25 protein-coding genes are annotated in these 24,109 nt (G+C 65.8%); 17 read left to right on the top strand and 8 right to left on the bottom strand.

The genetic code is table 11. The annotated features are described in order from the left end of the window. Genes PF049_03380 through PF049_03370 form a run of 3 tightly spaced genes read right to left on the bottom strand, consistent with a single transcriptional unit; the run spans window position 1 to window position 3,094 of the window. Window positions 1-393, bottom strand: a complete 393-nt coding sequence (locus PF049_03380) for an acyl-CoA thioesterase (GenBank protein ID WBY17214.1) — start codon at window positions 391-393, stop codon at window positions 1-3. Then, window positions 393-920 (bottom strand): hypothetical protein, encoded by a 528-nt coding sequence (locus PF049_03375; protein ID WBY17213.1) that lies wholly within the window; start codon window positions 918-920, stop codon window positions 393-395. Before PF049_03375 ends, PF049_03380 begins: the two co-directional genes overlap by 1 nt. 14 nt (window positions 921-934) lie before the next feature. Further along, window positions 935-3,094, bottom strand: coding sequence for a S9 family peptidase (locus PF049_03370; GenBank protein WBY17212.1), 2,160 nt, complete (start codon window positions 3,092-3,094; stop codon window positions 935-937). A gap of 125 nt (window positions 3,095-3,219) precedes the next feature. Between PF049_03370 and PF049_03365 the strand changes: the two genes are divergently transcribed. The 5 genes from PF049_03365 (at window position 3,220) to PF049_03345 (ending at window position 8,516) form a co-directional block, all read left to right on the top strand. Then, a complete protein-coding gene (locus tag PF049_03365; GenBank protein WBY17211.1) occupies window positions 3,220-5,052 on the top strand; it encodes an aminopeptidase P family protein in 1,833 nt (610 codons plus the stop codon). 86 nt (window positions 5,053-5,138) lie between these two features. After that, window positions 5,139-5,519, top strand: a complete 381-nt coding sequence (locus PF049_03360; protein ID WBY17210.1) for a VOC family protein — start codon at window positions 5,139-5,141, stop codon at window positions 5,517-5,519. A gap of 219 nt (window positions 5,520-5,738) precedes the next feature. Continuing rightward, window positions 5,739-6,332, top strand: coding sequence for an EF-hand domain-containing protein (locus PF049_03355; GenBank protein ID WBY17209.1), 594 nt, complete (start codon window positions 5,739-5,741; stop codon window positions 6,330-6,332). Window positions 6,333-6,348: 16 nt separating this feature from the next. Further along, the gene (locus PF049_03350; protein ID WBY17208.1) at window positions 6,349-7,104 is read left to right on the top strand and encodes a response regulator; all 756 of its coding nucleotides are present in this window, start codon (window positions 6,349-6,351) and stop codon (window positions 7,102-7,104) included. A gap of 5 nt (window positions 7,105-7,109) precedes the next feature. Continuing rightward, entirely contained in the window at window positions 7,110-8,516 is a 1,407-nt protein-coding gene (locus tag PF049_03345; GenBank protein ID WBY17207.1) for a HAMP domain-containing sensor histidine kinase, read from the top strand. Here the strand turns inward: PF049_03345 and PF049_03340 are convergent. Beyond that, on the bottom strand, window positions 8,513-10,039 hold the full coding sequence (locus PF049_03340; GenBank protein ID WBY17206.1) for a DUF853 family protein: 1,527 nt from the start codon (window positions 10,037-10,039) through the stop codon (window positions 8,513-8,515). The genes PF049_03345 and PF049_03340 overlap by 4 nt on opposite strands. 49 nt (window positions 10,040-10,088) lie before the next feature. Between PF049_03340 and pabB the strand changes: the two genes are divergently transcribed. From pabB to PF049_03300, 8 genes are all read left to right on the top strand, one after another. Continuing rightward, window positions 10,089-11,912 carry an aminodeoxychorismate synthase component I gene (gene pabB / locus PF049_03335; protein WBY17205.1) on the top strand — a complete coding sequence of 608 codons (1,824 nt, stop codon included), beginning with the start codon at window positions 10,089-10,091 and terminating at the stop codon, window positions 11,910-11,912. Next, the gene (locus PF049_03330) at window positions 11,909-12,604 is read left to right on the top strand and encodes an RNA pseudouridine synthase (protein ID WBY17204.1); all 696 of its coding nucleotides are present in this window, start codon (window positions 11,909-11,911) and stop codon (window positions 12,602-12,604) included. Before pabB ends, PF049_03330 begins: the two co-directional genes overlap by 4 nt. After that, entirely contained in the window at window positions 12,597-13,016 is a 420-nt protein-coding gene (arfB, locus tag PF049_03325; GenBank protein ID WBY17976.1) for an alternative ribosome rescue aminoacyl-tRNA hydrolase ArfB, read from the top strand. The genes PF049_03330 and arfB overlap by 8 nt, the downstream gene beginning before the upstream one ends. 195 nt (window positions 13,017-13,211) lie before the next feature. Continuing rightward, window positions 13,212-13,379, top strand: a complete 168-nt coding sequence (gene rpmG, locus PF049_03320; GenBank protein WBY17203.1) for a 50S ribosomal protein L33 — start codon at window positions 13,212-13,214, stop codon at window positions 13,377-13,379. Window positions 13,380-13,483: 104 nt separating this feature from the next. Further along, window positions 13,484-14,140 (top strand): outer membrane lipoprotein carrier protein LolA, encoded by a 657-nt coding sequence (locus PF049_03315; protein ID WBY17202.1) that lies wholly within the window; start codon window positions 13,484-13,486, stop codon window positions 14,138-14,140. A 275-nt stretch (window positions 14,141-14,415) separates the two neighbouring features. Further along, a complete protein-coding gene (locus PF049_03310; GenBank protein ID WBY17201.1) occupies window positions 14,416-15,225 on the top strand; it encodes an exodeoxyribonuclease III in 810 nt (269 codons plus the stop codon). Further along, window positions 15,222-16,316, top strand: a complete 1,095-nt coding sequence (ribA, locus tag PF049_03305) for a GTP cyclohydrolase II (GenBank protein WBY17975.1) — start codon at window positions 15,222-15,224, stop codon at window positions 16,314-16,316. Before PF049_03310 ends, ribA begins: the two co-directional genes overlap by 4 nt. Beyond that, window positions 16,313-16,816: an N-acetyltransferase gene (locus PF049_03300; protein WBY17200.1), complete on the top strand. Its 504-nt coding sequence runs from the start codon at window positions 16,313-16,315 to the stop codon at window positions 16,814-16,816. The genes ribA and PF049_03300 overlap by 4 nt, the downstream gene beginning before the upstream one ends. Here PF049_03300 and asd read toward each other — a convergent pair. From asd to recQ, 4 genes are read right to left on the bottom strand one after another with little or no spacing between them, the layout of a single operon-like run. After that, on the bottom strand, window positions 16,813-17,664 hold the full coding sequence (gene asd, locus PF049_03295; GenBank protein ID WBY17199.1) for an archaetidylserine decarboxylase: 852 nt from the start codon (window positions 17,662-17,664) through the stop codon (window positions 16,813-16,815). The two genes, PF049_03300 and asd, sit on opposite strands and share 4 nt — an antisense overlap. Further along, the gene (locus PF049_03290) at window positions 17,661-17,924 is read right to left on the bottom strand and encodes a DksA/TraR family C4-type zinc finger protein (protein ID WBY17198.1); all 264 of its coding nucleotides are present in this window, start codon (window positions 17,922-17,924) and stop codon (window positions 17,661-17,663) included. Before PF049_03290 ends, asd begins: the two co-directional genes overlap by 4 nt. 60 nt (window positions 17,925-17,984) lie before the next feature. Further along, complete coding sequence (locus PF049_03285) at window positions 17,985-18,992, bottom strand: right-handed parallel beta-helix repeat-containing protein (protein WBY17197.1); 1,008 nt, start codon at window positions 18,990-18,992, stop codon at window positions 17,985-17,987. A 60-nt stretch (window positions 18,993-19,052) separates the two neighbouring features. Next, complete coding sequence (gene recQ, locus PF049_03280; GenBank protein ID WBY17196.1) at window positions 19,053-20,870, bottom strand: DNA helicase RecQ; 1,818 nt, start codon at window positions 20,868-20,870, stop codon at window positions 19,053-19,055. Window positions 20,871-20,997: 127 nt separating this feature from the next. On the opposite strand from recQ, the gene PF049_03275 reads away from it, so the two are divergent. From PF049_03275 to PF049_03260, 4 genes are all read left to right on the top strand, one after another. Continuing rightward, window positions 20,998-21,405 (top strand): hypothetical protein, encoded by a 408-nt coding sequence (locus PF049_03275; protein ID WBY17195.1) that lies wholly within the window; start codon window positions 20,998-21,000, stop codon window positions 21,403-21,405. 65 nt (window positions 21,406-21,470) lie between these two features. Continuing rightward, entirely contained in the window at window positions 21,471-21,695 is a 225-nt protein-coding gene (locus tag PF049_03270; GenBank protein WBY17194.1) for a hypothetical protein, read from the top strand. Further along, window positions 21,692-22,867, top strand: coding sequence for an acyl-CoA dehydrogenase family protein (locus tag PF049_03265; GenBank protein ID WBY17193.1), 1,176 nt, complete (start codon window positions 21,692-21,694; stop codon window positions 22,865-22,867). The genes PF049_03270 and PF049_03265 overlap by 4 nt, the downstream gene beginning before the upstream one ends. Next, window positions 22,867-24,099: a CoA transferase gene (locus tag PF049_03260; GenBank protein ID WBY17192.1), complete on the top strand. Its 1,233-nt coding sequence runs from the start codon at window positions 22,867-22,869 to the stop codon at window positions 24,097-24,099. Before PF049_03265 ends, PF049_03260 begins: the two co-directional genes overlap by 1 nt. Window positions 24,100-24,109 lie beyond the last annotated feature (10 nt).

Here is a 24,109-nt window from a genome sequence, read left to right as displayed (position 1 = left end):
TCATCCCCCCATGAACGGCGCGGCGATGTCCGGCCGCACGCGCTGCGGACGCAGGGTCTCGCGGTCGAGCATGGCCCACGTCGTGTTCGCGCTGACGATTACCTTGCCATGCGCGTCGCGAAAATCGACCCGGCGGTCGAACCGTGCGCCCTTCGGCTCGCCCGGTATGAAGGTCTCGCCCGTCACGCTTTCCCCCACCGCGATATTGCCCCGGTAATCGATCTCGTGCCGCAGCACGAGCCAGACATAGCGCGCCTTGTCCTCTTCCCGCGCAACCGCGTCCCAGTGCGCCGTCGCCATGTCCTGAATCCACTGGACCCACACGGCATTGTTGACGTGGTCCATCACGTCGATGTGTTCGGGCAGCGCGGTAAAGGTCTTTTCAAAAGGCATCAGCGGATATCCGTCGTCAGCTCGATATGTTCCAGCACCCAAGACAGGCCTTCCCGGCGGAACCGGTAGGCATTGCTCGGCTCGCGGTCGGCTCCGCGCGCGGTGAAGTGCGACAGGCCGCCGCGCTCGATCTCCCAGACCTCTGTCGTTTCCATGAGGCGGGGCATCGACCCGGTCGGCTCGTCATCCTCCAGCAGACCCGGCGGCAACCCTTCTGCCGCCGCGAACTGCCATTCGCCGAAAGGCTCCACGACCAGCAGCCTGACGGATCGCGGGTGACTGAGAGCGTCCAGGACCACATCCTTCGTCAGCGGCGGCGGATAGTCGTCCACCTGCGGCAACATCTGTCCGGCAAAACCTTCGCGCACTGCCTGCCGGTCATAACGCCGGAGCATTTGTTCGGGCGAGGCATCGAATTCGGTGAGCCTGTCCAGAGCGACGTGCGGAGACATCACGTACCAGGCTGTTGCCAACACGGCGAGCGCGGCGATTGCCACGCCCGACGCGATGACCGCGGGCCGCTGCACGGCTTGCTCCGATCCTACTCTTCCAGGCCCAGCTGCCACAGGAGGAAGGCGAACTCCTCGGCCGTTTCATACAGGCGCGTGAAGCGTCCCGACTTGCCACCATGCCCTGCGCCCATATTGGTTTTCAGCAGCAGCACGTTGTCGTCGGTCTTCACTTCGCGCAGCTTGGCGGTCCACTTGGCCGGTTCCCAATAGGTCACGCGCGGATCGTTCAGGCCGGCGGTGATCAGCAGCGGCGGATAATCCTGCGCCACCGTCTGGTCGTAAGGGGAATAGCTCAGGATATAGGCGAACGCCTGCTTGCTCTCCACCGGATTGCCCCATTCGGGCCATTCGCCGGGCGTCAGTGGCAGGCTCTCGTCCAGCATGGTGTTGAGCACATCGACGAAGGGCACATGGGCCGCGACTGCGCCCCACAGGTCCGGGTCGGTGTTGACGACCACGCCCATCAGTTCGCCGCCGGCACTGCCGCCGCTGGCGCTGATCTTGCCCTTCTGTGTATAGCCCTTGTCGATCAGGCCCTTCGCCACGTCCACGAAATCGTTGAACGTGTTCGTGCGTTCGTTGAGCTTGCCCTGCAGGTACCAGTTGCGCCCCAGATCGTCGCCGCCGCGGATATGCGCGATGGCATAGCGCATGCCGCGGTCGAGCAGGCTGAGGCGGCTGGAGGAAAAGCCCGGCGGCACGGCATAGCCATAGGCGCCATAGGCATAGAGATGCAGCGGTGCGCCCATCGGCGTGTCCTTGTGGCTGACCACGCTGACCGGCACCTGCGTCCCGTCGCGCGCGGTGATCGTCAGCCGCTCCGTCACGTAATCGCCCTGCGTGTAGCCGCTGGGTATTTCCTGCTGTTTCAGCAGCTGCAGCTCGCCCGTGGCGACATCGTAATCATAGACCGTGTCGGGCATGACCATGCTTTCATAGGCAAGGCGCAGCTTCGTCACGTCGTATTCGGGATTGTTCGTCAGCCCGGTCGAGAAACTCGCTTCCGGGAAGGCGATGGGCGTGATTTTCGCAGGATCCGCGTAATCGCGCAGCTGGATCTGGTCGAGCCCGTCCAGCCGGCCTTCGGTGACGTAGAAATCCTTGTAGAGCTCGTAACCGGTCAGGTAAAACTCGTCCGACCCGGCAATCAGCGTCGTCCATTCGCCCGGCGTTTCCAGCGGCGCGGTAGCGAGGCGGAAATTGACGTGGTCGTCATTGGTGTGGACGAAGACGGTGCCGTCGCGCACGTCGACATCGTATTCCACGCCCTTCTCGCGCGGCTTCACCAGGATCTGATCGCCGGTCGGATTGTCGGCGCGGACCAGCCGCACCTCGCTCGTCTCGTTGTCGCCGGTGGCAATGACCAGCCAGTCTTCCTGTGCGCTGAGGCCTGCGCCGACGCGGAAGCCCTCGTCCTCCTCGCGGTAGATCTCGACATCCTGTTCGACCGGCGTTCCGATGCGGTGGAGGCGGACATTGTCCACCCGCCAGTTCTCGTTCGCCTTGCCGTAGGCGATCATGGTGTCGTTCGCGAGCCAGGTCAGGCCCGAAAGCGTTTCGGGAATGACATCGTCCAGCAGGGCGCCGGTCGCGATCTCCTTGATCCGGGCGGTATACCGCTCCGACCCGTCATCGTCGTAGGAATAGGCGATATAGCGCCCGTCATCGCTGACCGAGGCGGCACCAAGGCGGAAATACTCCTTGCCTTCCGCCAGTTCGTTCTCGTCGATCAGCAACTCCCGGTCCCCGCCTGCCACGGGGCGGCGGTAATGGATGCGGTATTCCTTCCCCTCGGCAACTTCCGACCAGTAGAGCCAGTCGCCATCCTTTTGCGGGACGGTGCTGTCGTCCTGCTTCACCCGGCCCTTCAGTTCCTCGAAGATGGTGTCGACCAGCGCCTGGCGCGGGGCCATCTGCGCCTCGAAATAGGCGTTTTCGGCCTTCAGGTAATCCAGCACGTCCTCGTCGTCGATGGTCGGATAGGACTGGTCCTTCAGCCAGTGATAGGGATCGGAAACGGTGATCCCGTGGCGGGTAAAGGAATGGTCGCGCTTTTCCGCGATCGGCGGGGTCACGGATGTCGTATCGGTCACTTGTATAGGGCCCTCCTGGCCAAGCGCGGGACTGCCGGAAAATCCCGCAGCCAGCGCGAGGCAGGCTGCCGAACCGAGATGGCGGAATGTTTTCATGGTCGCGCTGGTCCTGTGTGTCGTCGGATTGAAAAACCGTGCTGCCTTGGACAGCCTTGCCGATGAGGCGTAAAGGCCCATGTCGAAGGCTACAAGATAGCAAAACCAGAGCAGGACCCGACACGATGCTGATGCAGACCCATGAAGCCCGCCTTTCCGCCCTTCGCGAAGAGCTGAAGAAACGCGACCTGGCAGGTTTCGTCGTCCCGATCAGCGACGAGCACATGAGCGAATATGTCGGCGATTATGCCCAGCGCCTCGCCTGGCTGACCGGCTTCGGCGGCAGCGCGGGCAGCGCGGCGGTCCTTGCCCACAAGGCGGCGATCTTCATCGACGGGCGTTACACGGTGCAGGTGCGCGAACAGGTCGACGAGAAGCTGTTCGAATACCAGTCCGTGCCCGCGACCAGCCCGGCCAAGTGGCTTGCAGCAAACGCGCAGGAAGGCGACCGGATCGGCTATGACCCGTGGCTGCATTCGCGCGGCTGGGTGAAGACGACGGGCGACCTGCTGGCCGAAGCCGGTGCGGAACTGGTCGCGGTCCAGAGCAATCCGCTCGACGCGGTATGGGCCGATCGTCCGCAGCCCAGCGCCGCCGCCGCCGCCATCCACGCCGATACCACGTCGGGTAGGAACAGCGCGGAGAAGCGCGGCGAGGTGGGCGAATGGCTCAAGGAGAACAAGCTCGACGCGGCGGTCATCAGCGCGCTCGATTCGGTCGCCTGGCTGCTGAACATCCGCGGCAGCGACATCGTGCATACCCCGGTGGCGCTGAGCTATGTGCTGGCCCACGCCGACGGCACGGCGGAGCTTTTCATCGCGCCCGAAAAGGTGACACCCGAATTGCAGCAGCATCTCGGCAATGCCGTGACCCTGCGCGACCGGGCGGATTTCGAACCGGCGCTCAAGGGGCTTGAAGGCAAGCGGGTGGCGGTCGATCCGGAATACGGCGTCGCCGCGATCAGCCAGCTGCTGGAAGATGGCGGCGCGGTCTTGGTGGCAAAGCGCGACCCCACCATCCTCGCACGCGCGGTGAAGAACCCGGTCGAGGCGCAGGGCCACCGCGACGCGCAGGCAACGGACGGCGCGGCTGTTTCACGCTTCCTGTGCTGGCTGGAGGCGAACGGCCCCTCGGGCGAGGTGGACGAGCTGGCGGCCGCTGCCAAGCTGCTCGAATTCCGGCAGGCCGACAGCGGCCTTGTCGATACGTCGTTCGACACGATCAGCGCCGCGGCGGGCCATGCCGCCCTGCCGCATTACAAGGTGGACGAGGACAGCAATATCCCGATCCCGCCGTCCAGCATCTACCTCGTCGATTCGGGCGGCCAGTATGTGCGCGACGGCAGCGCGGGCACGACGGACATCACCCGCACCGTCTGGATCGGCCCCGGCGAACCGAGCGCGGAAATGAAGGACCGCTTCACCCGCGTGCTGAAGGGGCACATCGCCATCGCCATGATCACCTTTCCCGAAGGCACCAATGGCGGCCAGCTCGACAGCCTTGCCCGCCAGTTCCTCTGGGCTGCAGGCACGGATTACGCCCACGGCACCGGCCACGGGGTCGGCAGCTTCCTGTCGGTTCACGAAGGTCCGCAGCGCATCGCCAAGATCAGCGGGGCGCAGGGCGGCACGCTGGAGCCGTTGCAGGCCGGCATGATCCTCTCCAACGAACCGGGCTATTACAAGGCCGGGGAATTCGGCATCCGGATCGAGAACCTGGTCCTGACCGAAGAGCGCCGTATCGAGGGCGCCGACACCCTTCCCGATGGGGGAACCTGGCTGGGCTTTGAAAACCTGACCTGGGTGCCGATCGACCGCACCCTGATCGAGCCTGCACTGCTGACGGCAGAGGAACGTGGCTGGCTGGATCGGTATCACGCCGATACCCGCGCGCTGCTCGCGCCGCGCCTCGACGGCGAAGCGCTCGAATGGCTGGAGCGTCATACGCAGCCCCTTTGACATGCGTGCGCTCCAGAACGCGCTTTGACCAAAGGCCGATGTTCCCGTATTGTTCTCCTATCGCGAGTCGCGGCAGGAGATGAATGATGATCGGTTACGTTACCCTTGGCACCAACGACCTGCAGTCGCGTGCGAAGTTCTATGATGCCATTGCCGAGGAACTGGGCTTTGGCCGGATGATGGATTTCGATACGTTCATCGCATGGGGCGAGATGGGCGGCGCCCCGGGCGTTGCGCTCACCCAGCCCTACGATGGCGGGGAAGCGAGCGTAGGCAACGGCACGATGGTCGCGCTGCAGGCTGACCGCCCGGAACAGGTCCAGCGGATCTACGACATCGCGCTGGAACAGGGCGGACAGGACGAAGGCGCACCCGGCCCGCGCGGCGATGACGGGTTCTACGCGGCCTATTTCCGGGATCTCGACGGCAACAAGCTCAATGCGTTCTGCATGGTGAAACCGGAATAGGCAGGCCGGTGGCGCGACTCCGCCGTTCAGCTTTGCGCGAGATGAATGAACGGCGAACAGCGATACAAACCGCGACACTTTACCCGCGATCCGGCAAACTCGTGTGACACATACCTCCTAGAACGGCATTTGTGAGTTGCGAATGCGGGCGGACCCTCTCCCCCCTCCCCTGCCGCCCGCTTCGCAGCTTGCGACTTTTGTCGTAACGGAGAAAATCACATGAAGACGTTCAACCCCAAGACCCCCAAGGCCATCGCCATCGGACTCGCATCGACATCGCTGCTGGTCGGCGGCGTCGCCATTGCCCAGCAGGGCCCCGGCGACCGCGCCCCGATGACTCGTGACCAGGTGGTCCAGAAGACAACCGAACGCTTTGCCAGGATGGACGTCAATGGCGACGGCCAGATCAGCACTGCCGATCGCGAGGCCCGGATGGCGCAGCGCTTCGCCGAAGCGGACGCCAATGGCGACGGTGCCCTGACCCAGGAAGAGATGGCGACTGCTCGCGAAGCGCGCCGCGCAGAACGCACCGAGCGGCGCGAGGCACGTGCCGCGGCGGGCGGCGGTGAAGAACACATGGGCCGGCGCGGTGGCGGCGAGCATCACGGCAAGCGCGGTGGACGCGGCGGCTTCGGCAAGGCGATGATGGAACGCGCCGATACCGACGGCAACGGCGCAATCAGCCAGGCCGAATTCCGGGCAGCCGCGCTCGCTCGCTTCGACCAGGCGGACGCCAACGGTGACGGCACCGTGACCAGCGAGGAGCACCGCGCCGCACACGAGGCGATGCGCGCCCAGCGCCAGGGCAGCTGACGGGAAGGCGGCGCAGATGACCGATCGATCAGTCCCCCCCGCGACGGACGCTGCGCCGCTGGTCCTGCTCGTCGATGACGAGGCAACCCTGCGCGAACCCCTGGCCGAGTATCTCACCGGCCAGGGGTTTCGCGTGTCCGAGGCGGAAAGCGCTGCCTCCGCGCGCACCGCCTTGCTGAACCATGCGCCGGACATCGCGCTGGTCGACATCATGATGCCGGGCGAGGACGGATTGTCGCTGACCCGCCACCTGATCGAAAGCCGCGACGTCCCCGTCATCCTGCTGACCGCGAGGGGCGAGGCGACCGATCGTATCGTCGGGCTGGAAATCGGCGCCGACGATTACGTGACGAAGCCGTTCGAACCGCGCGAGCTGGTTGCCCGTATCCGCTCCGTCCTGCGGCGTTCCAGCCGTCCGGCCCAGCCCCAGGGCGGTGAGCCCGTCTATGAATTCGAAGGCTGGCAACTCGACCCGGTGAAACGCCGCCTGACCGATCCGGGCGGGGCCAGCGTTTCCATCTCAACTGCGGAATTCCGGATGCTGCGCGCATTCCTCGACCACCCGCTCAGCGTGATGAGCCGCGACCGCCTGCTCGACATGGTGCAGGGGCGCGAGGCCCAGCTGTTCGACCGCGCGGTCGACAACCAGGTCAGCCGCCTGCGCCGAAAGATCGAGACGGACAGCCGCGATCCGCAATTCATCCAGACCGTGCGCGGCGGCGGTTATCGCTTTGCCGCCGAAGTGCGCCGCATCGACGGACCGGTGGACTAGCACCGGTGCGCCTCGTGCCTACCAGCCTGCGCGGGCAGACCCTGCTGGCCGTTGCCATCGCCCTGCTGGTGACGCAGGCTGTAACCGCTGTCCTGCTTTACCGCGCGGACGAAAACCGGCGGCAGGGCGATGCGCTGAACAGGGCTGCCATCAGCCTGCTGATTGGCGGCGAGAGCGCCGCTGCGGAACGGCGCGATCGTTCGGGGCGCGAGCGGATCGGCCGGGAACGGCGCGCACCGCGCGGCCCCTTCGGCCGCTCGCTGAGGCTGGAAGAAACCGCCATGTTCACGGCTCTTCCCGGCGAAACCGCGAATGCATCGCTCGCTTCCGAACTGCGGGAAATCCTGTCCCGGCAGGGCATCGACCCCCATGCACTCGTCGTGGTGCGGCGGCGTGCGGGGACCGATCCCCTGCTGCGCGCGGCAGCCAGCCAGGACGCGCGCTTCGCCCGGCGTCCCGACTGGGAAAGGGCAGGACTGATCGTGGCCGCCATGCAGGTCGATGAGGGCGGTCCGTGGCGCATCGCCCGCGCGGCGACCCCGGAACGCGAACCCGGCCGGCTCGGGGCCATCGTGCTGCAGACCAGCCTCCTGTTCGTCGTCCTGATGGGCGTCCTGTTCCTGCTGCTGCGGCGGATTACCAATCCCCTGAGACAGCTCACGTCGCGCACGGAACGGTTTGCCGCGACGCAGCAGGCTGCAGCGCCCCTGCCTGCAACCGGTCCCGAAGACGTCCAACGCCTGATCACGGCGCACAATGCGATGGAATCGCGGATCTCCGCCCTGCTCGACGAGAAGGACGTCATGCTCGGCGCCATCGGGCACGATCTCAAGACGCCCCTCGCGGCGCTGCGTGTAAGGATCGAGGCGGTGGAGGACGACGACCAGCGTGGCCGCATGGCCGCCGGGATCGAGGACATCACCCGCTCGCTGGACGACATCCTCTCGCTTGCCCGCATCGGTCGCATTTCGGACGAACCCGAACGCGCCCAGCTCGGCGCGCTGGCCGCTTCCGTCGTCGAGGAGTTCGAGGACATGGGGCGCGACGTCCGGTTCGAGGCGGAGGCCCAGGCGAGTGCCCCGGTCCATGTGACCTGGCTGCGCCGGGCGCTGCGCAACCTCGTCTCCAACGCCGTACGCTACGGCGACAGCGCGAAGGTGACACTGCTGCGGGACGCGGGCGATATCGTGTTTCGCGTCGAGGACGAAGGTCCGGGCATTCCTGCAGGCCAGCTCGATGCGATGCTGGAACCCTTTCGCCGGGGCGAGGCGAGCCGCAACCGGGCAACCGGCGGGGCAGGCCTGGGCCTGACCATCGCCCGCGCCGTGGCGGAGCAGCATCGCGGCCGGCTGGTCCTCTCCAACAGGCCCGAACGCGGCCTGCGCGCGGAAATCCGCATCCCTGCGGTTTAGCGCATCAGGCCGCCGATGATGTTGCGCACGAAGGCCGTGGCCCCGGTGCGCAGCGGGTCTGCGCTCGACTTGCGGCCAAGGACCTTCGCAACCGCAATCGTGGCAAGAGAGCCTCCGGCCGCGCGCACCGCGCTCCGCCCCGCTTTCTCCCACAGCGACGTGCTCTTGCGGGACCTCTTGGCGACCTCTTCACGGCCCTTCTCTTCCACTTCCCCGGCAGTCTCGGCGGCGTCGGCAGCCTTTGCCGCGAGCACTTCCTCCGCGCTTTCCCGGTCCACCATGTCGTCATACTTGCCATCGACCGGGCTCACGGAGCGGATGATGGCGCGTTCCTTCGCCGTCACGGGCCCCAGCCGGCTGCGCGGCGGCTTTATCAGGGTGCGCTGCACGATCGACGGCGCGCCGTCCTCCATCAGGGTGGAGACCAGTGCCTCGCCCACTTTCAGCTCGGTAATCGCTTCCTCGACATCGAGATCGGGATTGATCCGGAACGTGTCGGCCGCCGCCCGGATCGCCTTCTTGTCGCGCGGGGTGAAGGCGCGCAGGGCGTGCTGGACGCGGTTGCCCAGCTGGCCGGCGACTTCGTTGGGAATGTCAATCGGGTTCTGGGTGACGAAAAACACGCCCACGCCCTTCGACCGGATCAGGCGCACGACCTGTTCGATCTTCTCTTCCAGCGCCTTGGGCGCATCGTCGAACAGCAGGTGCGCCTCATCGAAGAAGAAGACCAGTTTCGGTTTTTCCGGGTCGCCCACCTCGGGCAGCGTTTCGAACAGTTCGGCCAGCAGCCACAACAGGAACGTGGCGTAGAGCTTCGGACTGCGCATCAGCTTGTCGGCGGCCAGCACGTTGATATAGCCGCGGCCCTTCTCGTCGGTTTTCAGGAAATCGTCGATTTCCAGCGCAGGCTCGCCGAAGAACAGGTCCGCGCCCTGCGATTCGAAGCTCAGCAACTGGCGCTGGATCGCGCCCACGGACTGCTTGCTGACATTGCCGTATTTGCCCGACAGGTCCTTGGCATTCTCTGCCGCCCAGGCGAGGATCGATTGCAGGTCCCCGAAATCGAGGAGCAGCAGGCCGTTGTCGTCCGCGTGGCGGAAGATGATCTGCAGCACGCCTTCCTGCGTTTCGTTGAGGTCCAGCAGGCGGGACAGGAGCAACGGCCCCATTTCGGACACGGTCGTGCGAATGGGGTGGCCCTGCTCGCCGTAAAGATCCCAGAAAATCGCCGGATTGTCGGAATAGGCATAGTCGTCCATGCCCAGTTCCTTCGCCCGGCCCTCCAGCTTGTCGGCGTGCTTGAACGTGGGAGAACCCGCCATGGTCACCCCGGAAAGGTCGCCTTTCACATCGGCGACGAAGACCGGCACACCGTGGGCGGAGAAGCTTTCGGCCATGCCCTGCAGGGTCACCGTCTTGCCGGTCCCGGTCGCGCCTGCGATCAGTCCGTGGCGGTTTGCCCGCGACAGGTCGAGCGACTGGCGCTCTCCATTGGCGCCCAGACCCAGAAAAATTTCGCCCATGTCGTCTCTTCGCTCCCCGCTCGCGGTTTCCTTTTGCGTGGAGGACTCTATGGCAAAGCGAATGGTGGAGCGCCAACCCTTCGTTTTGCTGGACGATGCCCGCGTGGACGGGGCGGCGGATGCGCACGCCTATTCTGATGCGCGCGCCCTGTTCGTCGCCTATCGGCCGGACCAGGTGGAGGACGTTCTGGCGCGTGCGCGCACAGCGCAGGCCGAGGGCGGCGGGACGCTGGCAGGCTATATCGCTTACGAGGCGGGGCTGGCGCTGGAGCCGAAGCTGCAACCGCTGGCGGCATCGCGCAGCGGCGCTGCGGGCCCGCTGGTCTGGCTCGGCCTGTTCGACCGGTGCGAGACGATGCCGGCGGCTGCCGTGCCGGGGTGGCTGGAAGCACGGGCCGAAGGCACCGCGGCGCTCGGCCCGCTGGAGCCGCAGCTTTCACCGGGCGCCCATGCCGATGCCTTCGCAGCGCTGCAGGAAGCGATCCGGGCCGGCGACATCTACCAGGCCAATCTGACGCTGCCGCTCGCAGGCTCCTATCGCGGCGATCCGATGGCGCTCTATGCCGCGCTGCGTCCCGCCGCGCAGGCGGGTTATGGCGGCGTGATCTTCGACGGGACCGACTGGCTGCTCAGCCTCTCGCCCGAGCTTTTCGTATCGCTGAAGGACGGGACCGTCCGGGCCAAGCCGATGAAGGGCACGCGCCCCCGCTCCGCCGATCCGAAAACCGACGCCGCACTGGCGCAGGAACTGGCCGCGTCGGACAAGGAGCGCGCCGAAAACCTGATGATCGTCGACCTGATGCGCAACGACCTGTCGCGCGTGGCAGAGCCGGGCACGGTAGGCGTCGACGAGCCTTTCAAGGTCGAACATTATCCCAGCGTCCACCAGATGGTGACGACCGTGACCGCCCGGCTGGACGACAAGCACGACGTGTTCGACCTGGTGCGCGCAATTTTCCCCTGCGGGTCGATCACCGGGGCCCCGAAGATCCGCGCCATGGAACTGATCGCTCAGACGGAACGCGATGCACGCGGCCCCTATTGCGGAGCGATCGGGCGGATCGATGCGAAAGGCGACGCTGCCTTCAACGTCGCCATCCGCACGCTGCGCCTGACCCCGATCGAGAACGGACAGGGCCGCGCCGTACTGGGCGTCGGGGCCGGTATCGTCGCGGACAGCGCTGCCCTGCCCGAATGGCGCGAGACGATGGTGAAGGGCAGTTTCGCCCGCACCTCCACCCCGCAGGCCGGCGCGGCAGGGTTCGACCTGATCGAGACCATGCATTTCGATCCCGAGACCGGCATCGCGTTGCTCGAACGCCATCTGGAGCGGCTGAAAGCGAGCGCGGCCGAGCTTGGCTTCACCTTCGACCGGCACGAAAGCCGCAATCGCATCCAGTCGCTTTGCTTCGACCTGGAAGATGCGGCGAAGGTCCGCCTGCTTGCATCCCGCGGCGGCGAGATCGCGCTGGAGGCCGCACCGCTGCCGCCTGTCCCGGACAATCCGCTGAAATGCATCATCCTGCCGCTGCCGGTCGATCCGGGCGATTTCCGCCTGCGGCACAAGACGACCGATCGCGGCTTCTACGAAGACGCGCTGGCCGCCGCGCGGGATGCCGGTGCGCAAGAGGCGCTGTTCATCCGCGACGACGGCCTGCTGACGGAGGGCAGCTGGACCAGCCTGTTCGCACCGCGGGACGGCACGCTGGTCACGCCCGCCCTGGACCTCGGCCTCCTGCCCGGCGTGCGCCGCGCGCAATTGCTGGATAGCGGCGATGCGGTGGTGGGTGCGGTGCGGATCGAAGACCTCGAAGATGGATTCAAACTCGCCAATGCCGTTCGCGGCCTGATGGATGCGGAGCTGCTGACGTGATCGATATCCTGTTCGAAGATGGAGAAGCGCTGGTCATCGACAAGCCTTCCGGCCTGCCGATCGAACGTCCGCGCAAGGGCGGGCCGTCGCTGGAGGATCACGTGGAGGAGCTGAAGCTGGGCTTCCAGCGCGCGCCGATCCCCGTCCACAGGCTCGACACCGATACCAGCGGGTGCCTGCTCCTCGCCCGCAATCCCAAGGCGCTCAAACGCTTCAACAAGGCGTTCGAGGAAAGGCTGCCGCAGAAAACCTATCTCGGCCTCCTGTCGGGAATGCCCGCCGAAGAAGAAGGCACCATCGCCCTGTCGCTGTCGAAGATCAGCAGCGCGGAAAAGGGGTGGCGAATGATCCCGGCGAAGAAGGGGAAGCCGTCGCTAACCCACTGGCGCCTGGTTCGCGGCGTCGAAGGGAGCGCGCTGGTCGAGTTCAAGCCGGAAACGGGGCGCACGCACCAGATTCGCGTTCACGCAGCCTCGGGCCTGGGCTTCCCGCTGATGGGCGACCCAATCTACGGCAATGGCAGGGGTGCGGCGCGCACCATGCTGCATGCCAGCGCGCTGCTCGTGCCGCGCGAAGGAAAGCCGGACATCGTGGCGCACGCCCCGCTCCCCGCCGATTTCGCCCGGCTGGCAGGACCGGGTCCGGTGGGAATGGATAATCCCGGCCATGTCGCTGGTGATGCCGATGGATGACGGCGTGATCGCACGCGCCCATGCCCTTGCGGAAGAATCCTTCGTCGCAGGGTCGGGGCCGGGCGGGCAGAACGCCAACAAGGTCGCGACAGAGGTCCAGCTGCGCGTGAATGTCTACAAGCTGCGCCTCCCTCCGCCCGTCTTTGCGAGGCTGCGCAGCATTGCAGGCAGCAAGCTGACCGCCAGCGGCGACCTGCTGATCGTCGCGCGCAGCCACAGGACACAGGACGCCAATCGGTCCGAGGCGCGCGAGAAGCTGGAAGACCTGCTGGAAGAAGCGCATCGCAAGCCCAAGAAACGGGCCCGCACGCGGCTCAATAGGGTCGGGAAGACGAAACGGCTGAAGGCGAAGAAAGCGCGCGGCGAGGTCAAGGCGAAACGCGGGGCGGTCAGGCCGGGCAGCGACTGGTAGCCTGCACGTTGCCATCTCGCCCGACTGCCCGCGCGACTGGGCGGCTGACCGCTTTGCGCTTGACTCGCAGGCTCCAATCGCCCAATTGCGCGCCCGATGTGGCGGCGTGCGCAAGCGCCGCCCGATTTATTTTGGCCGGCCTTACAGGTCACCGCAGCGGTCCCCGGACCCCGTAACGTTTACAGGAACTTCAAGATGGCGAAGCCAGCAACCGTCAAGATCAAGCTCGTCTCGACCGCAGACACGGGCTTCTACTACGTCACCAAGAAGAATCCCCGGAACATCACGGAGAAGATGTCCTTCCGCAAATACGATCCCGTCGCGCGCAAGCACGTCGAGTTCAAGGAAGCCAAGATCAAGTGATCCCGGCGGTCGGCTGACCGATCACCGCAGCGGACCTGAACGGCAGGAACCGTGTTCGGTCACCGACAGTTCAGCGCTCTGAGTTTACTACCCGGAGCATGGACATGAAATCTTTCTTCAAACGCCCCACGGGCATCGCCGCTGCCGCAGCCTTCGCTGTCGCAGCCCCCGCCGCCATGCTCGCCGTACCCGCAGCGCCTGTCGCTGCGCAGGCGAGCAAGCTTGACGGTGCTGTGGCCGCGCTTCGCGGTATCTCCACCATGCGGGCGGATTTCACGCAGACCGATCGCAAGGGCCAGCGCATCGGCGGCGTGATGACGCTGAAGCGGCCCGGCAAGATCCGTTTCGAATACGAAAAGGGCGTGCCGCTGCTAGTCGTCTCCAACGGCAAGTCGCTCACCCTGGTCGATTACGAGGTCAACCAGGTCCAGCGCTGGCCGATCAGCAATTCCCCGCTGGGCGCACTGCTCGATCCCAATCGCGACGTGAAGAAGTACGGCAAGCTGATCCCGACCAGCGACCCCAACGTGATGAGCGTCGAGGTTCGCGATCCCAAGAAGCCCGAATTCGGCGTTATTACCCTCATCTTCACGAAAGACAGCGGTGCGCCGGGCGGATGGGAGCTGACCAACTGGGTCGCGCTCGACGCGCAGAACAATCGCACCACGGTTCGCCTGCGTAACCAGCGCTACGGCGTGTCGGTTTCCGACTCGGCGTTCACCTACGAAGATCCGCGTCGCAGCAGTCGTCGCAAGAGGTGAACGTTTCAGCCGCCAGTTGAGTGTCTGCCGCGACAATCTGCGACAAGTCATTCACCTGATGGAAAGCGGGGGCTTAGTATTCTCCAGCTTGCAAGACGATAGAGCGGCGGGTTTCCCCCCTGTTGCCCTGCCCTCGATACCATCGCCTTGCACCAAGCGTGACGAACGCTGACAAGGAACCCTCGCACCAATGCCCCCGGTGCGGGGGTTTTTTGTCGTGAAGCGCAGGCTCCGGCCACTGGACCGGCGCGCATGGCTTCCCTACCTGCATGGGCATGGTTTCTGTCACTACCTGGAACATCAATTCCGTCCGCCTGCGCATGCCGATCGTCGGCCAGTTCCTGCGCGAACACCAGCCCGACGTCCTGTGCCTGCAGGAAATCAAGTGCCAGGAGGACCAGTTTCCCTACGAAGCCTTCCGCGATCTGGGTTACGAGCATTTCGCCGTGCACGGGCAGAAGGGCTATCACGGCGTCGCGACGGTCGGGAAAGTGCCGTTCAAGGAATTTTCCCGTCACGACTGGCAGGACAATGGCGAGGCCCGCCATGTCGGCGTCGAACTGACCGCCGGCCCTAGTGCGAAAGGCGGCGTGGGCACCGTGATAGAGAACGTCTACGTCCCCGCAGGCGGTGACATCCCCGACCGCGAGCAAAACCCGAAATTCGGACAGAAGCTCGATTTCCTGGAGCGCATGACGCGCTGGGCCGACACGGTCGATCGCCCCTCCCTGATCGTGGGCGACTTCAACATCGCCCCGCTGGAAAGCGACGTGTGGAGCCACAAGCAATTGCTGAAGGTCGTGAGCCACACCCCGCTGGAGGTGGAAACGCTGCAGCGCTTCATGGATGCCCATGGCTGGTCCGATATCGGGCGCGAGCACATCAAGGCGCCGGAGCGGTATTATTCCTGGTGGAGCTACCGCTCGAAGGACTGGCGCAAGGGCGATCGCGGACGGCGGCTCGACCACATGTGGGCCAGCCCCGAACTCGCGGCGCAGGCCACCGCGCACAGCGTCTTCGAAGATGCGCGCGACTGGGAAAAGCCGAGCGACCATGTTCCCCTGACGACAGAGTTCACCTTCTGAACGCCGCCGCGTCTCCGGGGCCGTCGGCATCGCGGCGGACGGCGCAGGCGATCGACGCCCTGCGCCATGGCTGGCCGCTTGCAGTCGCCGTGGCCGGACAGGGTGAGCCTGTCATCCTGCAGCCGGTCGAAACCGCGGCGCAGGCCGCGCTATACTGCCGCACCCTGCTGATATCTTCCGCCCGCGCAGTCACCCTCAAACTCGCCAACCAGCGCGAGGCTGCCGCGCCGCACGAACCGGTGCTGATACGCGGCGCGGACGGGTTCGACCTGCGCAGCGCCACCACGATCGCCGATCCGGCGCTGGACCTCGCCAACCCGCTGAAAGGGCCGTTCCGGGCAGAGCCACTCGCATGGCCGCAGGAGGCCGCGGCGGCGATGGAGCTTGCCCGCATTGCCGGCATCCTGCCCGCCTACATGGTATCGCCCGATCACGCGGCGGAGGCTCAATCTTTCGGTCCGGCGGACCTCGCCGCCTGGAACGACCCCATGCGCCTGTCCATTGCCGCGCGGGCCCGCCTGCCGGTCGCCGCCGAGGACGACAGCGAGATCGTGGTGTTTCGCAAACCCGACGACATGCGCGAACATTGCGCCCTGATCGTGGGGCGGCAGATGGCAGGCCGCACGCCGCTCGTCCGGCTGCATTCCGAGTGCCTGACCGGCGACATCCTCGGCAGCCTGAAATGCGATTGCGGCCCGCAACTGGACGCGGCGCTGCACGCCATGGCCGAAGAGGCAAGAAACGGCGGCTACGGCATCCTCCTTTACATGCGGCAGGAGGGACGCGGCATCGGACTCGTCAACAAGATGCGGGCCTATCGCCTGCAGGACCAGGGTTTCGACACGGTGGAGGCGAATGAAAGGCTGGGCCTGCCCGACGAATCGCGCGATTTCGATACCGCTGCGCGCATGCTGCAATTGCTGGGTATCGGCGACATTCGCCTCATGACCAACAATCCCCGCAAGGTCGATGCGCTGAGGGCTGCAGGCGTGACGATTACGGAGCGCGTGGCGCATCAATTGCCTGACAATCCCCACAATGCGAGATATCTTGCCACCAAGCGGGACAGGTCAGGACACTTGCTGGCATGACGATTCGCATACGCGCAGAACGGGATGGCGACGCGCGCGCCATTTTCGCGCTGACGAAAGCAGCGTTTCACGAGGCGCCGCATGCCGATGGCGACGAGGCGGAACTGGTGGACCGGCTGCGGGACAGCGGCGATCTGGCGCTGTCACTGGTGGCGGTAAACCAGGACAAGGACATCATCGGCCATGTCGCGTTCTCGCCTGTCTCCATTTCCGGCGCGCCGGGACAGTGGTACCAGCTGGCCCCGATATCGGTCATGCCGATGCGGCAGAAAAGCGGCATCGGGTCGCGTCTTGTCGAAGCCGGATTGGCGCAGCTTGCCGAACGCGGGGCGGCAGGCGTCGCGCTGGTCGGCGACCCGGCCTATTATTCCCGGTTCGGGTTCACGCAGGATCACGATGTGTCGCTCGACCCGGAAATGAACCCGTTCCTGCAAGTCACCTTGCTGGGGGCATCCGCGATGCCCACCGGTAAGCTCACACTGGCACCCGCCTTCGGCTAGAGCCTGCGGGCCAGGGCCTGCCCCATGCGCACCGGGCTTCCGGCCTTCAGCCCTTCGTCGAAGGCAACACGGCCTTCCTCGAACAGGAGAACCACGGTCGAACCGAGGAGGAAGCGGCCCATCTCGTCACCGGCTTCGTAGCGCTGGCTGCCCTCCCCGCCCTCGCCATGGACAGCGCGGATCAGTTCCTTACCATGCGGTTCGACCCGGCCGCCCCAGACCGTCTCGATCCCGGCAACGATCATTGCCCCCACCATCACGCTGGCAACGCTGCCCAGCTCGGTATCGAACAGGCAGGCGAGCCGTTCGTTGCGCGCGAACAGGCGCGGGACTCGGGCGGCGGTCTCGGTATTGACCGAGAAAAGATCGCCGGGAACATAGGTCGTTTGCTCTAACCGCCCCGCAACCGGCATGTGGACCCGGTGATAATCGCGGGGGCTTAGATAGATCGTGGCGAAATGGCCATGCTCGAACTTCGCCGCCGCGTCCGTATCGCCGCCCAGCAGTTCGGTGGCGGTATACTCATGGCCCTTCGCCTGGAAAATTCGGCCCTTCTCGATCTTCCCGAGCTGGCTGATTGCCCCGTCGGCGGGGCTGAGCACATGCCTTTCGGCATCGCCCAGCGGACGTGCGCCGGGTTTCAGGGAGCGGGTGAAGAAGTCGTTGAAACTGTCATAGCTCCCCAGCGGCCGCTCCGCTTCTCTCATATCGATGCCGTAGGTGCGGGCGAAGCGTTCGATTAGGCGGTCGCGCAACCAGGGCCGTCGGCTTCCCGCGAAACGCCCTGCGAGCCGGGACAGGGCATGTTGCGGCACGGCGTGCTGCAGGCGAACGAAAGGACTGATCATCGAAGCTGGCTATCCTTGCTGCCGCGGCGGTTGATCGAACTGTGGCGCACCGCCGCATCGCGTGCGGACTGGCAGGCGACGCAGGTTCGCACGCCGGGCAGGGCCGCGCGGCGTTTTTCCGGGATAGGCTCTCCGCACTCGTCGCACCACTCCGCGCTCGCGCCTTTCGGCAGGCGAGATCGCGCGGCCCCGACCGCATCGTTGATCGTGTCGTCTATCTGATCCTGAATGGCGCCATCGCGCGTCCAACCACCGGCCATGTTTTGCTCCTTTTCCCTTCCAACGGATGCGGGGGAGCAGGCGTTCCTGGGGGTGGTGTCTCAGCGGCGTTCGTAACGGGTGATCCCCGCGCCGATCGTGTTGCCTTCCACCGTGACATCGCCCGCGCCCCAATCGGCCACGAAGGCCGATTTGCGCGAAAGGCCCGGCACGAAGCGGGCATCGTTGCCCGCGATCAGCAGGTCGTCCGTCGGGTTCTCGCGCCCCTCGGGGGATACCGCGATGAAGGCCGAGTAATTTTCCTTGTCCCGGCCCTGAACGAACCAGTTGTTGGTGATCTGTCCCGCGCTGCCGCTAGGCAGGTCGATCATGTAATTGGTGGAAGACCCCGCGGAATCGTCGAAGCTGGAGGCCGCGACATCGGTGCGGACGGCGCGCGACTTCACGTAGTGCCCACCGCTGCCCCGCTCGAAGCGGCTGCGCGTGATCCGCAGATGGGGGACGCGGCCGACATAGATCGAGTGCGCGCAGCCGCCTGCGCCTTCGCACGTGCCGAGGCCGGAGAAGGTGGACCGGTCGATGACGATGCGACTGGGTATTCCGTTGGCCGTCAGAATGCCCTGCTGGCTGTCGAGGAACCAGCTCTGCGTGACGGTCAGATTGCCGGTTTCCAGCCGGATTCCGGCGCCGTTGTAATCGGGCACAGCCATGTTCTTGAAGACGAGCCCTGCGATGCTGGCATTCTCGCCCCGCAGGACCAGCGCCGCCTTGCCCTCGCAGGTGGTGCCGTCGAAGATCACCTCGCCCGCATTGCTGGCGAGATAGGACACCGATCCGCCTTGCTGCACCGCGCATTCGCGGTAGGTCCCGGCGCGGATGGCAATGCTGCCCTGCCCGTTGCCGATGGCATCCACCGCCTGTTGCAGCGAGCCGAAGCCCCGACCGCTTTCTACCACCGTGAACGGCGCACTCGCCGGCTGCGCGAGAAGCGCTGCCGCCGGGATCAGGGCGACGGCCGCGGCGGCAATCACGCCACCCAGCAGGATGGACGGGCGGCCAAGCGAGCCGTGCATGTCAGGTGCAGACGAGCGGGAAGCAGGATTTTCCATGGACGCAGGCGTAACCGAAAAAGGTTAACGCCTTCTCAAACCACTCGCCCGGGCGCGCCGTCAGTGCCGGCGGATACAATCGAGAAAGCGTTCGCCGTAGGCATCAAGCTTCTTTGCGCCGACCCCGTTGATCGAGGCAAGCTCTGCCAGCGTGCCGGGCCGCTGGCTCGCCATTGCGCGCAGCACGGCGTCGTGGAAGATGACGTAGGGCGGCACCTGCCCTTCCAGCGCCAGTTCGCGGCGCAATTCGCGCAAGGCATCGAACAGCGGATCGCCGACCGGATTGGGGGTGACATCCCGATTTCCCCGACGCGCGCTGCGTTTCGGAGGCTGGACGATGGCGACCTCCATCTCGCCCTTGATGATCGCCCGGGCATCGCCGCCCAGCGCCAGGCCGCCATGCTCGGTCGCCACCAGCGCCCCGCGCGCCTGCAATGCCCTCGCCACCGAACGCAGCAGCGCGGCCTCCTCGCCCTCGACGATGCCGAAAACGCTCAGCTGGTCGTGACCGCGCTGTTCGATGCGTTCGTCGCAATGGCCGGTCAGCACCTTTTGCAGGTGGCCGAAGCCGAAGCTCTGCCCGGTGCGGTAGGCGGCGGAGAGAAGCTTGCGCGACAGCTGGGTCGCATCGATCACTGCAGGCGCATCGATGCAATTGTCGCAATTGCCGCAGCGGGCGGGCGGGTCCTCCCCGAAATGCCTGAGCAGGATGGCGCGGCGGCATTCGGGCGTCTCGACCAGCATGGCGAGGGCGTCCAGCCGCTTTGCATCCCCGGCCCGGCGGTCGTCCGGCAGTTCGGCCAGCCTCTGACGGGCAGTGACGAAATCGCCCGCACCCCACAGCATGGTGGCCTGCGCCGGGTCCCCATCGCGTCCCGCCCGGCCCGTCTCCTGGTAATAGGCCTCGATCGATTTCGGCACGCCCGCATGGGCGACGAACCGCACATCCGGCTTGTCGATGCCCATGCCGAAGGCGATGGTGGCGACGATCACCATGTCCTCGCTCGCGACGAAAGCCGCCTGGTTGTCGGCGCGGACCTGCGGGTCGAGTCCGGCGTGATAGGGCAGGACGTTCCTGCCCGTGGCATCGGCCAGTTTCGACGCCAGCTCCTCCACCTTGCGGCGGGTCGGCGCGTAAACGATGCCCGGCCCCGGGTTTTCCGCCATCAGCTGGGTCAGCTGGCGCACCGGATTGTCCCTGTGACGGATGGCATAACGGATGTTCGGCCGATCGAAGCCCGCCACGATCAGCCCGTCCTGCGGGATGCCCAGCTGGGTCAGGATATCGGCCCGTGTATGTTCGTCGGCCGTGGCGGTCAGGGCCAGGCGCGGGACATCGCCGAACCGGTCCATCAGCGGACGAAGCTGGCGGTAATCGGGCCGGAAATCATGCCCCCATTCCGAAACGCAATGCGCCTCGTCGATGGCGAACAGGGCAATCGGCGCCGCTGTCAGCAGGTCGCAGAAGGCAGGCTGGCTTGCCCGTTCCGGCGCGACATACAGCAGGTCGAGCTCGCCGCAGCGATAGGCGTCCATCGTTTCCCGCCAGTCGGCATCGGCGCTGGTCAGCGTGGCCGCGCGAATGCCGTTCGCGCGGGCCGATCGCAGCTGGTCGTGCATCAATGCGATCAGCGGCGAGATGACGATGCAGGTCCCCTCCAGCATGGCAGACGGCAGCTGGTAGGTCAGCGACTTGCCCGCACCCGTCGGCATGACCGCCAGCGTGGACCGCCCGCCCAGCACGCGCGACACCACTTCTTCCTGCCGCCCGCGAAAACCGCTGAAGCCGAACAGTTCGCGCAGCCGTTCTCGCGCCTCGTCCATGAGGTGGCTGGCGCCTGCGGGGGCGGAGGGGTCGGAGACTGCCGATACGGACATCGCCTCTGCGCCATGCCATACCTGCCTGCGCTGGCAAGCGGCGGTTCGCGACTTTCCCCCTTTGCCCACCGCGCATTGCGTGTTTAGGAGGCTCCCAGACAGATTCTGTTCTTGTGGAGACACGCCCGTGAAACGAACCATTCCTGCCGCCCTGCCCACCGTTCTTGCTCTCTCGGGCGCGCTTGCGCTTGCCGCTTGCGGCGGCGGGAACGATGCCGAGGAAACCGTGCCCGATGATTCCGTCGAGATCGTTGCCGACGAGGCGATGGAGGACATCGAGGCAGATCCCGTCGTGGACGAGGAAGTCGTGCCCCTCCCCCCGCGCAGCGAAACGGTTCGCGACGCGGAACCCGAAGGCCCTAGCGAGGACGAGGTTGCTCAGCTGGAATCCGCCGGTGAAGCGGCTGCCGCTGCCGCTGCCGACGTGGCTGCAATCGCCGCAGGAGCCGCTGGCGCTGCCGAGGCGACGCAGGATGCCGCCGAGGAAGACCTCGCAGAGGCACAGGATGCCGCGGCTGCCGAGGTTACGGAATAATCCGCGCGCGCCGGGTCTCGAAAGGTCGGGCCGGGACCCGGCTGCCAGCCCTTTGCGCCGCGGGGATGCTGGCCGCAATCCTGCCTGCTTGCGATGCAGCCGATAACGACCCCGGCCCCGGCGGTGTTTCGGTAGGGGAGGCGCGCGCGCTCGACGAGGCGGCCGAGATGATCGAGGCACGCCGCCTTCCGCCCGGCACGATCCGGGCGGAGGACAATGCCACCGACAACACGCAAATGCCCGGCGAGGAACAAACGCTCCCGCCCACTGGAGAGGAACAGATGCAATGACCAATGCAGGGATGGACGCCGATACTTTCGCGCAGTTCATGGAACAGCTCGAACGCTATGTGCAGGAAAGGCTGATCCCGGCCGAGAAGGACGTCATTGCGAACGACGCCATCCCCGAGGATATCGTCGCCGAGATGAAGGACATGGGCCTGTTCGGCCTGACCGTACCCGAAGATTTCGGCGGTGCCGGCCTCAACACCGCGCAATATGCGCAGGTGGTGAAAACGATGGCCTATGCCGCGCCTGCCTATCGCTCGATCTTCTCGATCAATGTCGGCATGTTCAATTCGGCGATCAAGAATGGCGGAACCGACGCGCAGAAGGCCGAGTGGTGGCCGCGTATCGCATCGGGCGAGATCGCCTGTTTCGGCCTGACGGAGCCCGGCAGCGGTTCCGACAGCGCAGCCATGGCGACAACCGCGAAGCCCGATCCCGATGGCAATGGCTGGATCCTCAACGGCTCCAAGCGCTACATCACCAATGCGCCCCATGCCGATGTCGCCCTGATCATGGCGCGCACGGAGAAAGAGGCGCAGCCCAAGAACGCCCATGTCAGCGCCTTCATCGTGCCGATGGACACACCGGGGATGAGCGTGGGCAAATCCGACAAGAAAATGGGCCAGGCCGGCAGCCATGTCGCCGATGTCATGCTGGACGATGTTCACGTGCCGGGCGAGGCGCTGCTTGGCGGGGAAACCGGCAAGGGCTTTCGCTTCGCCATGCAGAGCCTCGACAATGGCCGGATTTCGGTGGGCGCGGCCAGCACGGGCTATGCCAGGCGCGCGCTCGATTCCGCGACGCAATACGCGAACGAGCGGCAGGCCTTCGGCGAACCGATCGCCAATTTCCAGCTGATCCAGCAGATGCTGGCCGAAAGCTGGACCGAGATCTACGCCGCCGAGGCCATGATGGCGGACGTGACCGCCCGCGTCGACCGGGGCGAGAACACGGTGAAGCACGCCGCCGCCTTCAAGGTCTTCGCCAGCGAGATGTGCGGGCGCGTGGTCGACCGTGTCGTCCAGATCTATGGCGGCGCAGGCTACCTTGCCGAATATGACGCGGAGCGGTTCTTCCGCGATGCCCGCATCTATCGCATCTACGAAGGCACGACCCAGATCCTCCAGCTCCAGATCGCCAAGCACATGCTGCGCGAATGGAGGGCCGCCGTTTAATGTACGACCTGCTCGGCGATCTCAGCATCGTGGAAGTATCCAGCTTTGTCGCATCGCCGACAGCCGGCCTGTATTGCGCACAGATGGGGGCGGAGGTCATCCGCGTCGACCACGTCGCGGGCGGCCTCGATTACAACCGCTTCCTGCTGACGGAAGAAGGCCGCTCGCTCAGCTGGGAGAACCTCAACCGCGCGAAGAAATCCGTCGCGCTCGACCTTCGCAGCGGCGAGGGGCGCGAGCTCTGCGTCGAACTGGCGGGCAAGACCGGGCAGTGCATCACCAACCTGCCGGAAAAGAGTTTCCTCAGCCACGCCGCGATGGAACGGCACCGCGCCGACCTCGTCTCGGTCCGCATCATGGGCTGGCATGACGGGCGCCAGGCGATGGATTTCACCGTCAACGCGGCCAGCGGTTATCCGCTGATGGGCGGGCCGGAGAACTGGGACCCGGAAACCGCTCCGCCGGTCAACCAGGTGCTGCCCGCATGGGATTTCATCACCGGCGCCTATTGCGCGTTTTCCTTGCTGGCCGGTCTGCGCCACCGCGATGCGACCGGGCAGGGTAGCGAAATGCGCGTGCCGCTGGGCGACGTTGCCATCGGTACGGTCGCCAATTCCGGCATGATGGCGGAAATGCTGTTCCGCGGCACCGACCGCGAACGGCTCGGCAATGCGATCTGGGGCGCGTTCGGCCGCGACTTTCGCAGCAAGGACGGTGTCCGCTTCATGGTCGCCGCCCTGACGGCCAAGCAATGGACGGGCCTGGTCGAGGCGTTCGAGGTGGCCGAACAGATTGCGACGCTGGAAAAGGAGCTGGGGGTCGATTTCTCATCCGGCGACGAACCGCGCTTCACCCATCGCCACCGCCTGGCAGACCTGTTCCAGCAGGTCGCGGGCGAAACCAAATACGCGAAGCTGGAAAAGCGCATGGCGAAGGCAGGCACCACCTTCGAGAAATATCGCACCGCGCACGAGGCGGCGAACGATCCCGTGCTGGTGGCGGACAATCCGCTGTTCGGCCCTTCGCCTGCCAATCCGAGCGGCTTCGAATATCCCGCCCCTCGCAGCTTTGCCAACATCCCGTCGCGCGAAGCGGGCGACCCCGCGCCTGCCCCGTATCTGGGCGAACACAGCGAACAGGTTCTGGCGGAACGGCTGGGCCTCGGCAGCGGGACCATCGGCGACATGATCGATCGCGGCATCGTGCGCACCAGTGACAAGAACAACAGGTAGGAAACAGACC

The sequence above is a fragment of the Erythrobacteraceae bacterium WH01K genome, assembly GCA_027941995.1.
Taxonomy (GTDB): domain Bacteria; phylum Pseudomonadota; class Alphaproteobacteria; order Sphingomonadales; family Sphingomonadaceae; genus CAJXSN01.
The sequence above is the reverse complement of the archived record's forward strand: the minus strand, read 5'-3'. Positions and strand labels throughout refer to the sequence as shown.

What these genes read in the sequence shown, in the direction of transcription:
- PF049_03380 (WBY17214.1), bottom strand. Translation starts at nt 393, where the DNA reads ATGCCTTTTGAAAAGACCTTTACCGCGCTGCCCGAACACATCGACGTG.
- PF049_03370 (WBY17212.1), bottom strand. Translation starts at nt 3,094, where the DNA reads ATGAAAACATTCCGCCATCTCGGTTCGGCAGCCTGCCTCGCGCTGGCT.
- PF049_03365 (WBY17211.1), top strand. Translation starts at nt 3,220, where the DNA reads ATGCTGATGCAGACCCATGAAGCCCGCCTTTCCGCCCTTCGCGAAGAG.
- PF049_03360 (WBY17210.1), top strand. Translation starts at nt 5,139, where the DNA reads ATGATCGGTTACGTTACCCTTGGCACCAACGACCTGCAGTCGCGTGCG.
- PF049_03355 (WBY17209.1), top strand. Translation starts at nt 5,739, where the DNA reads ATGAAGACGTTCAACCCCAAGACCCCCAAGGCCATCGCCATCGGACTC.
- PF049_03350 (WBY17208.1), top strand. Translation starts at nt 6,349, where the DNA reads ATGACCGATCGATCAGTCCCCCCCGCGACGGACGCTGCGCCGCTGGTC.
- PF049_03340 (WBY17206.1), bottom strand. Translation starts at nt 10,039, where the DNA reads ATGGGCGAAATTTTTCTGGGTCTGGGCGCCAATGGAGAGCGCCAGTCG.
- pabB (WBY17205.1), top strand. Translation starts at nt 10,089, where the DNA reads ATGGCAAAGCGAATGGTGGAGCGCCAACCCTTCGTTTTGCTGGACGAT.
- arfB (WBY17976.1), top strand. Translation starts at nt 12,597, where the DNA reads ATGGATGACGGCGTGATCGCACGCGCCCATGCCCTTGCGGAAGAATCC.
- rpmG (WBY17203.1), top strand. Translation starts at nt 13,212, where the DNA reads ATGGCGAAGCCAGCAACCGTCAAGATCAAGCTCGTCTCGACCGCAGAC.
- PF049_03315 (WBY17202.1), top strand. Translation starts at nt 13,484, where the DNA reads ATGAAATCTTTCTTCAAACGCCCCACGGGCATCGCCGCTGCCGCAGCC.
- PF049_03310 (WBY17201.1), top strand. Translation starts at nt 14,416, where the DNA reads ATGGTTTCTGTCACTACCTGGAACATCAATTCCGTCCGCCTGCGCATG.
- PF049_03300 (WBY17200.1), top strand. Translation starts at nt 16,313, where the DNA reads ATGACGATTCGCATACGCGCAGAACGGGATGGCGACGCGCGCGCCATT.
- asd (WBY17199.1), bottom strand. Translation starts at nt 17,664, where the DNA reads ATGATCAGTCCTTTCGTTCGCCTGCAGCACGCCGTGCCGCAACATGCC.
- PF049_03290 (WBY17198.1), bottom strand. Translation starts at nt 17,924, where the DNA reads ATGGCCGGTGGTTGGACGCGCGATGGCGCCATTCAGGATCAGATAGAC.
- PF049_03285 (WBY17197.1), bottom strand. Translation starts at nt 18,992, where the DNA reads ATGGAAAATCCTGCTTCCCGCTCGTCTGCACCTGACATGCACGGCTCG.
- recQ (WBY17196.1), bottom strand. Translation starts at nt 20,870, where the DNA reads ATGTCCGTATCGGCAGTCTCCGACCCCTCCGCCCCCGCAGGCGCCAGC.
- PF049_03270 (WBY17194.1), top strand. Translation starts at nt 21,471, where the DNA reads ATGCTGGCCGCAATCCTGCCTGCTTGCGATGCAGCCGATAACGACCCC.
- PF049_03265 (WBY17193.1), top strand. Translation starts at nt 21,692, where the DNA reads ATGACCAATGCAGGGATGGACGCCGATACTTTCGCGCAGTTCATGGAA.
- PF049_03260 (WBY17192.1), top strand. Translation starts at nt 22,867, where the DNA reads ATGTACGACCTGCTCGGCGATCTCAGCATCGTGGAAGTATCCAGCTTT.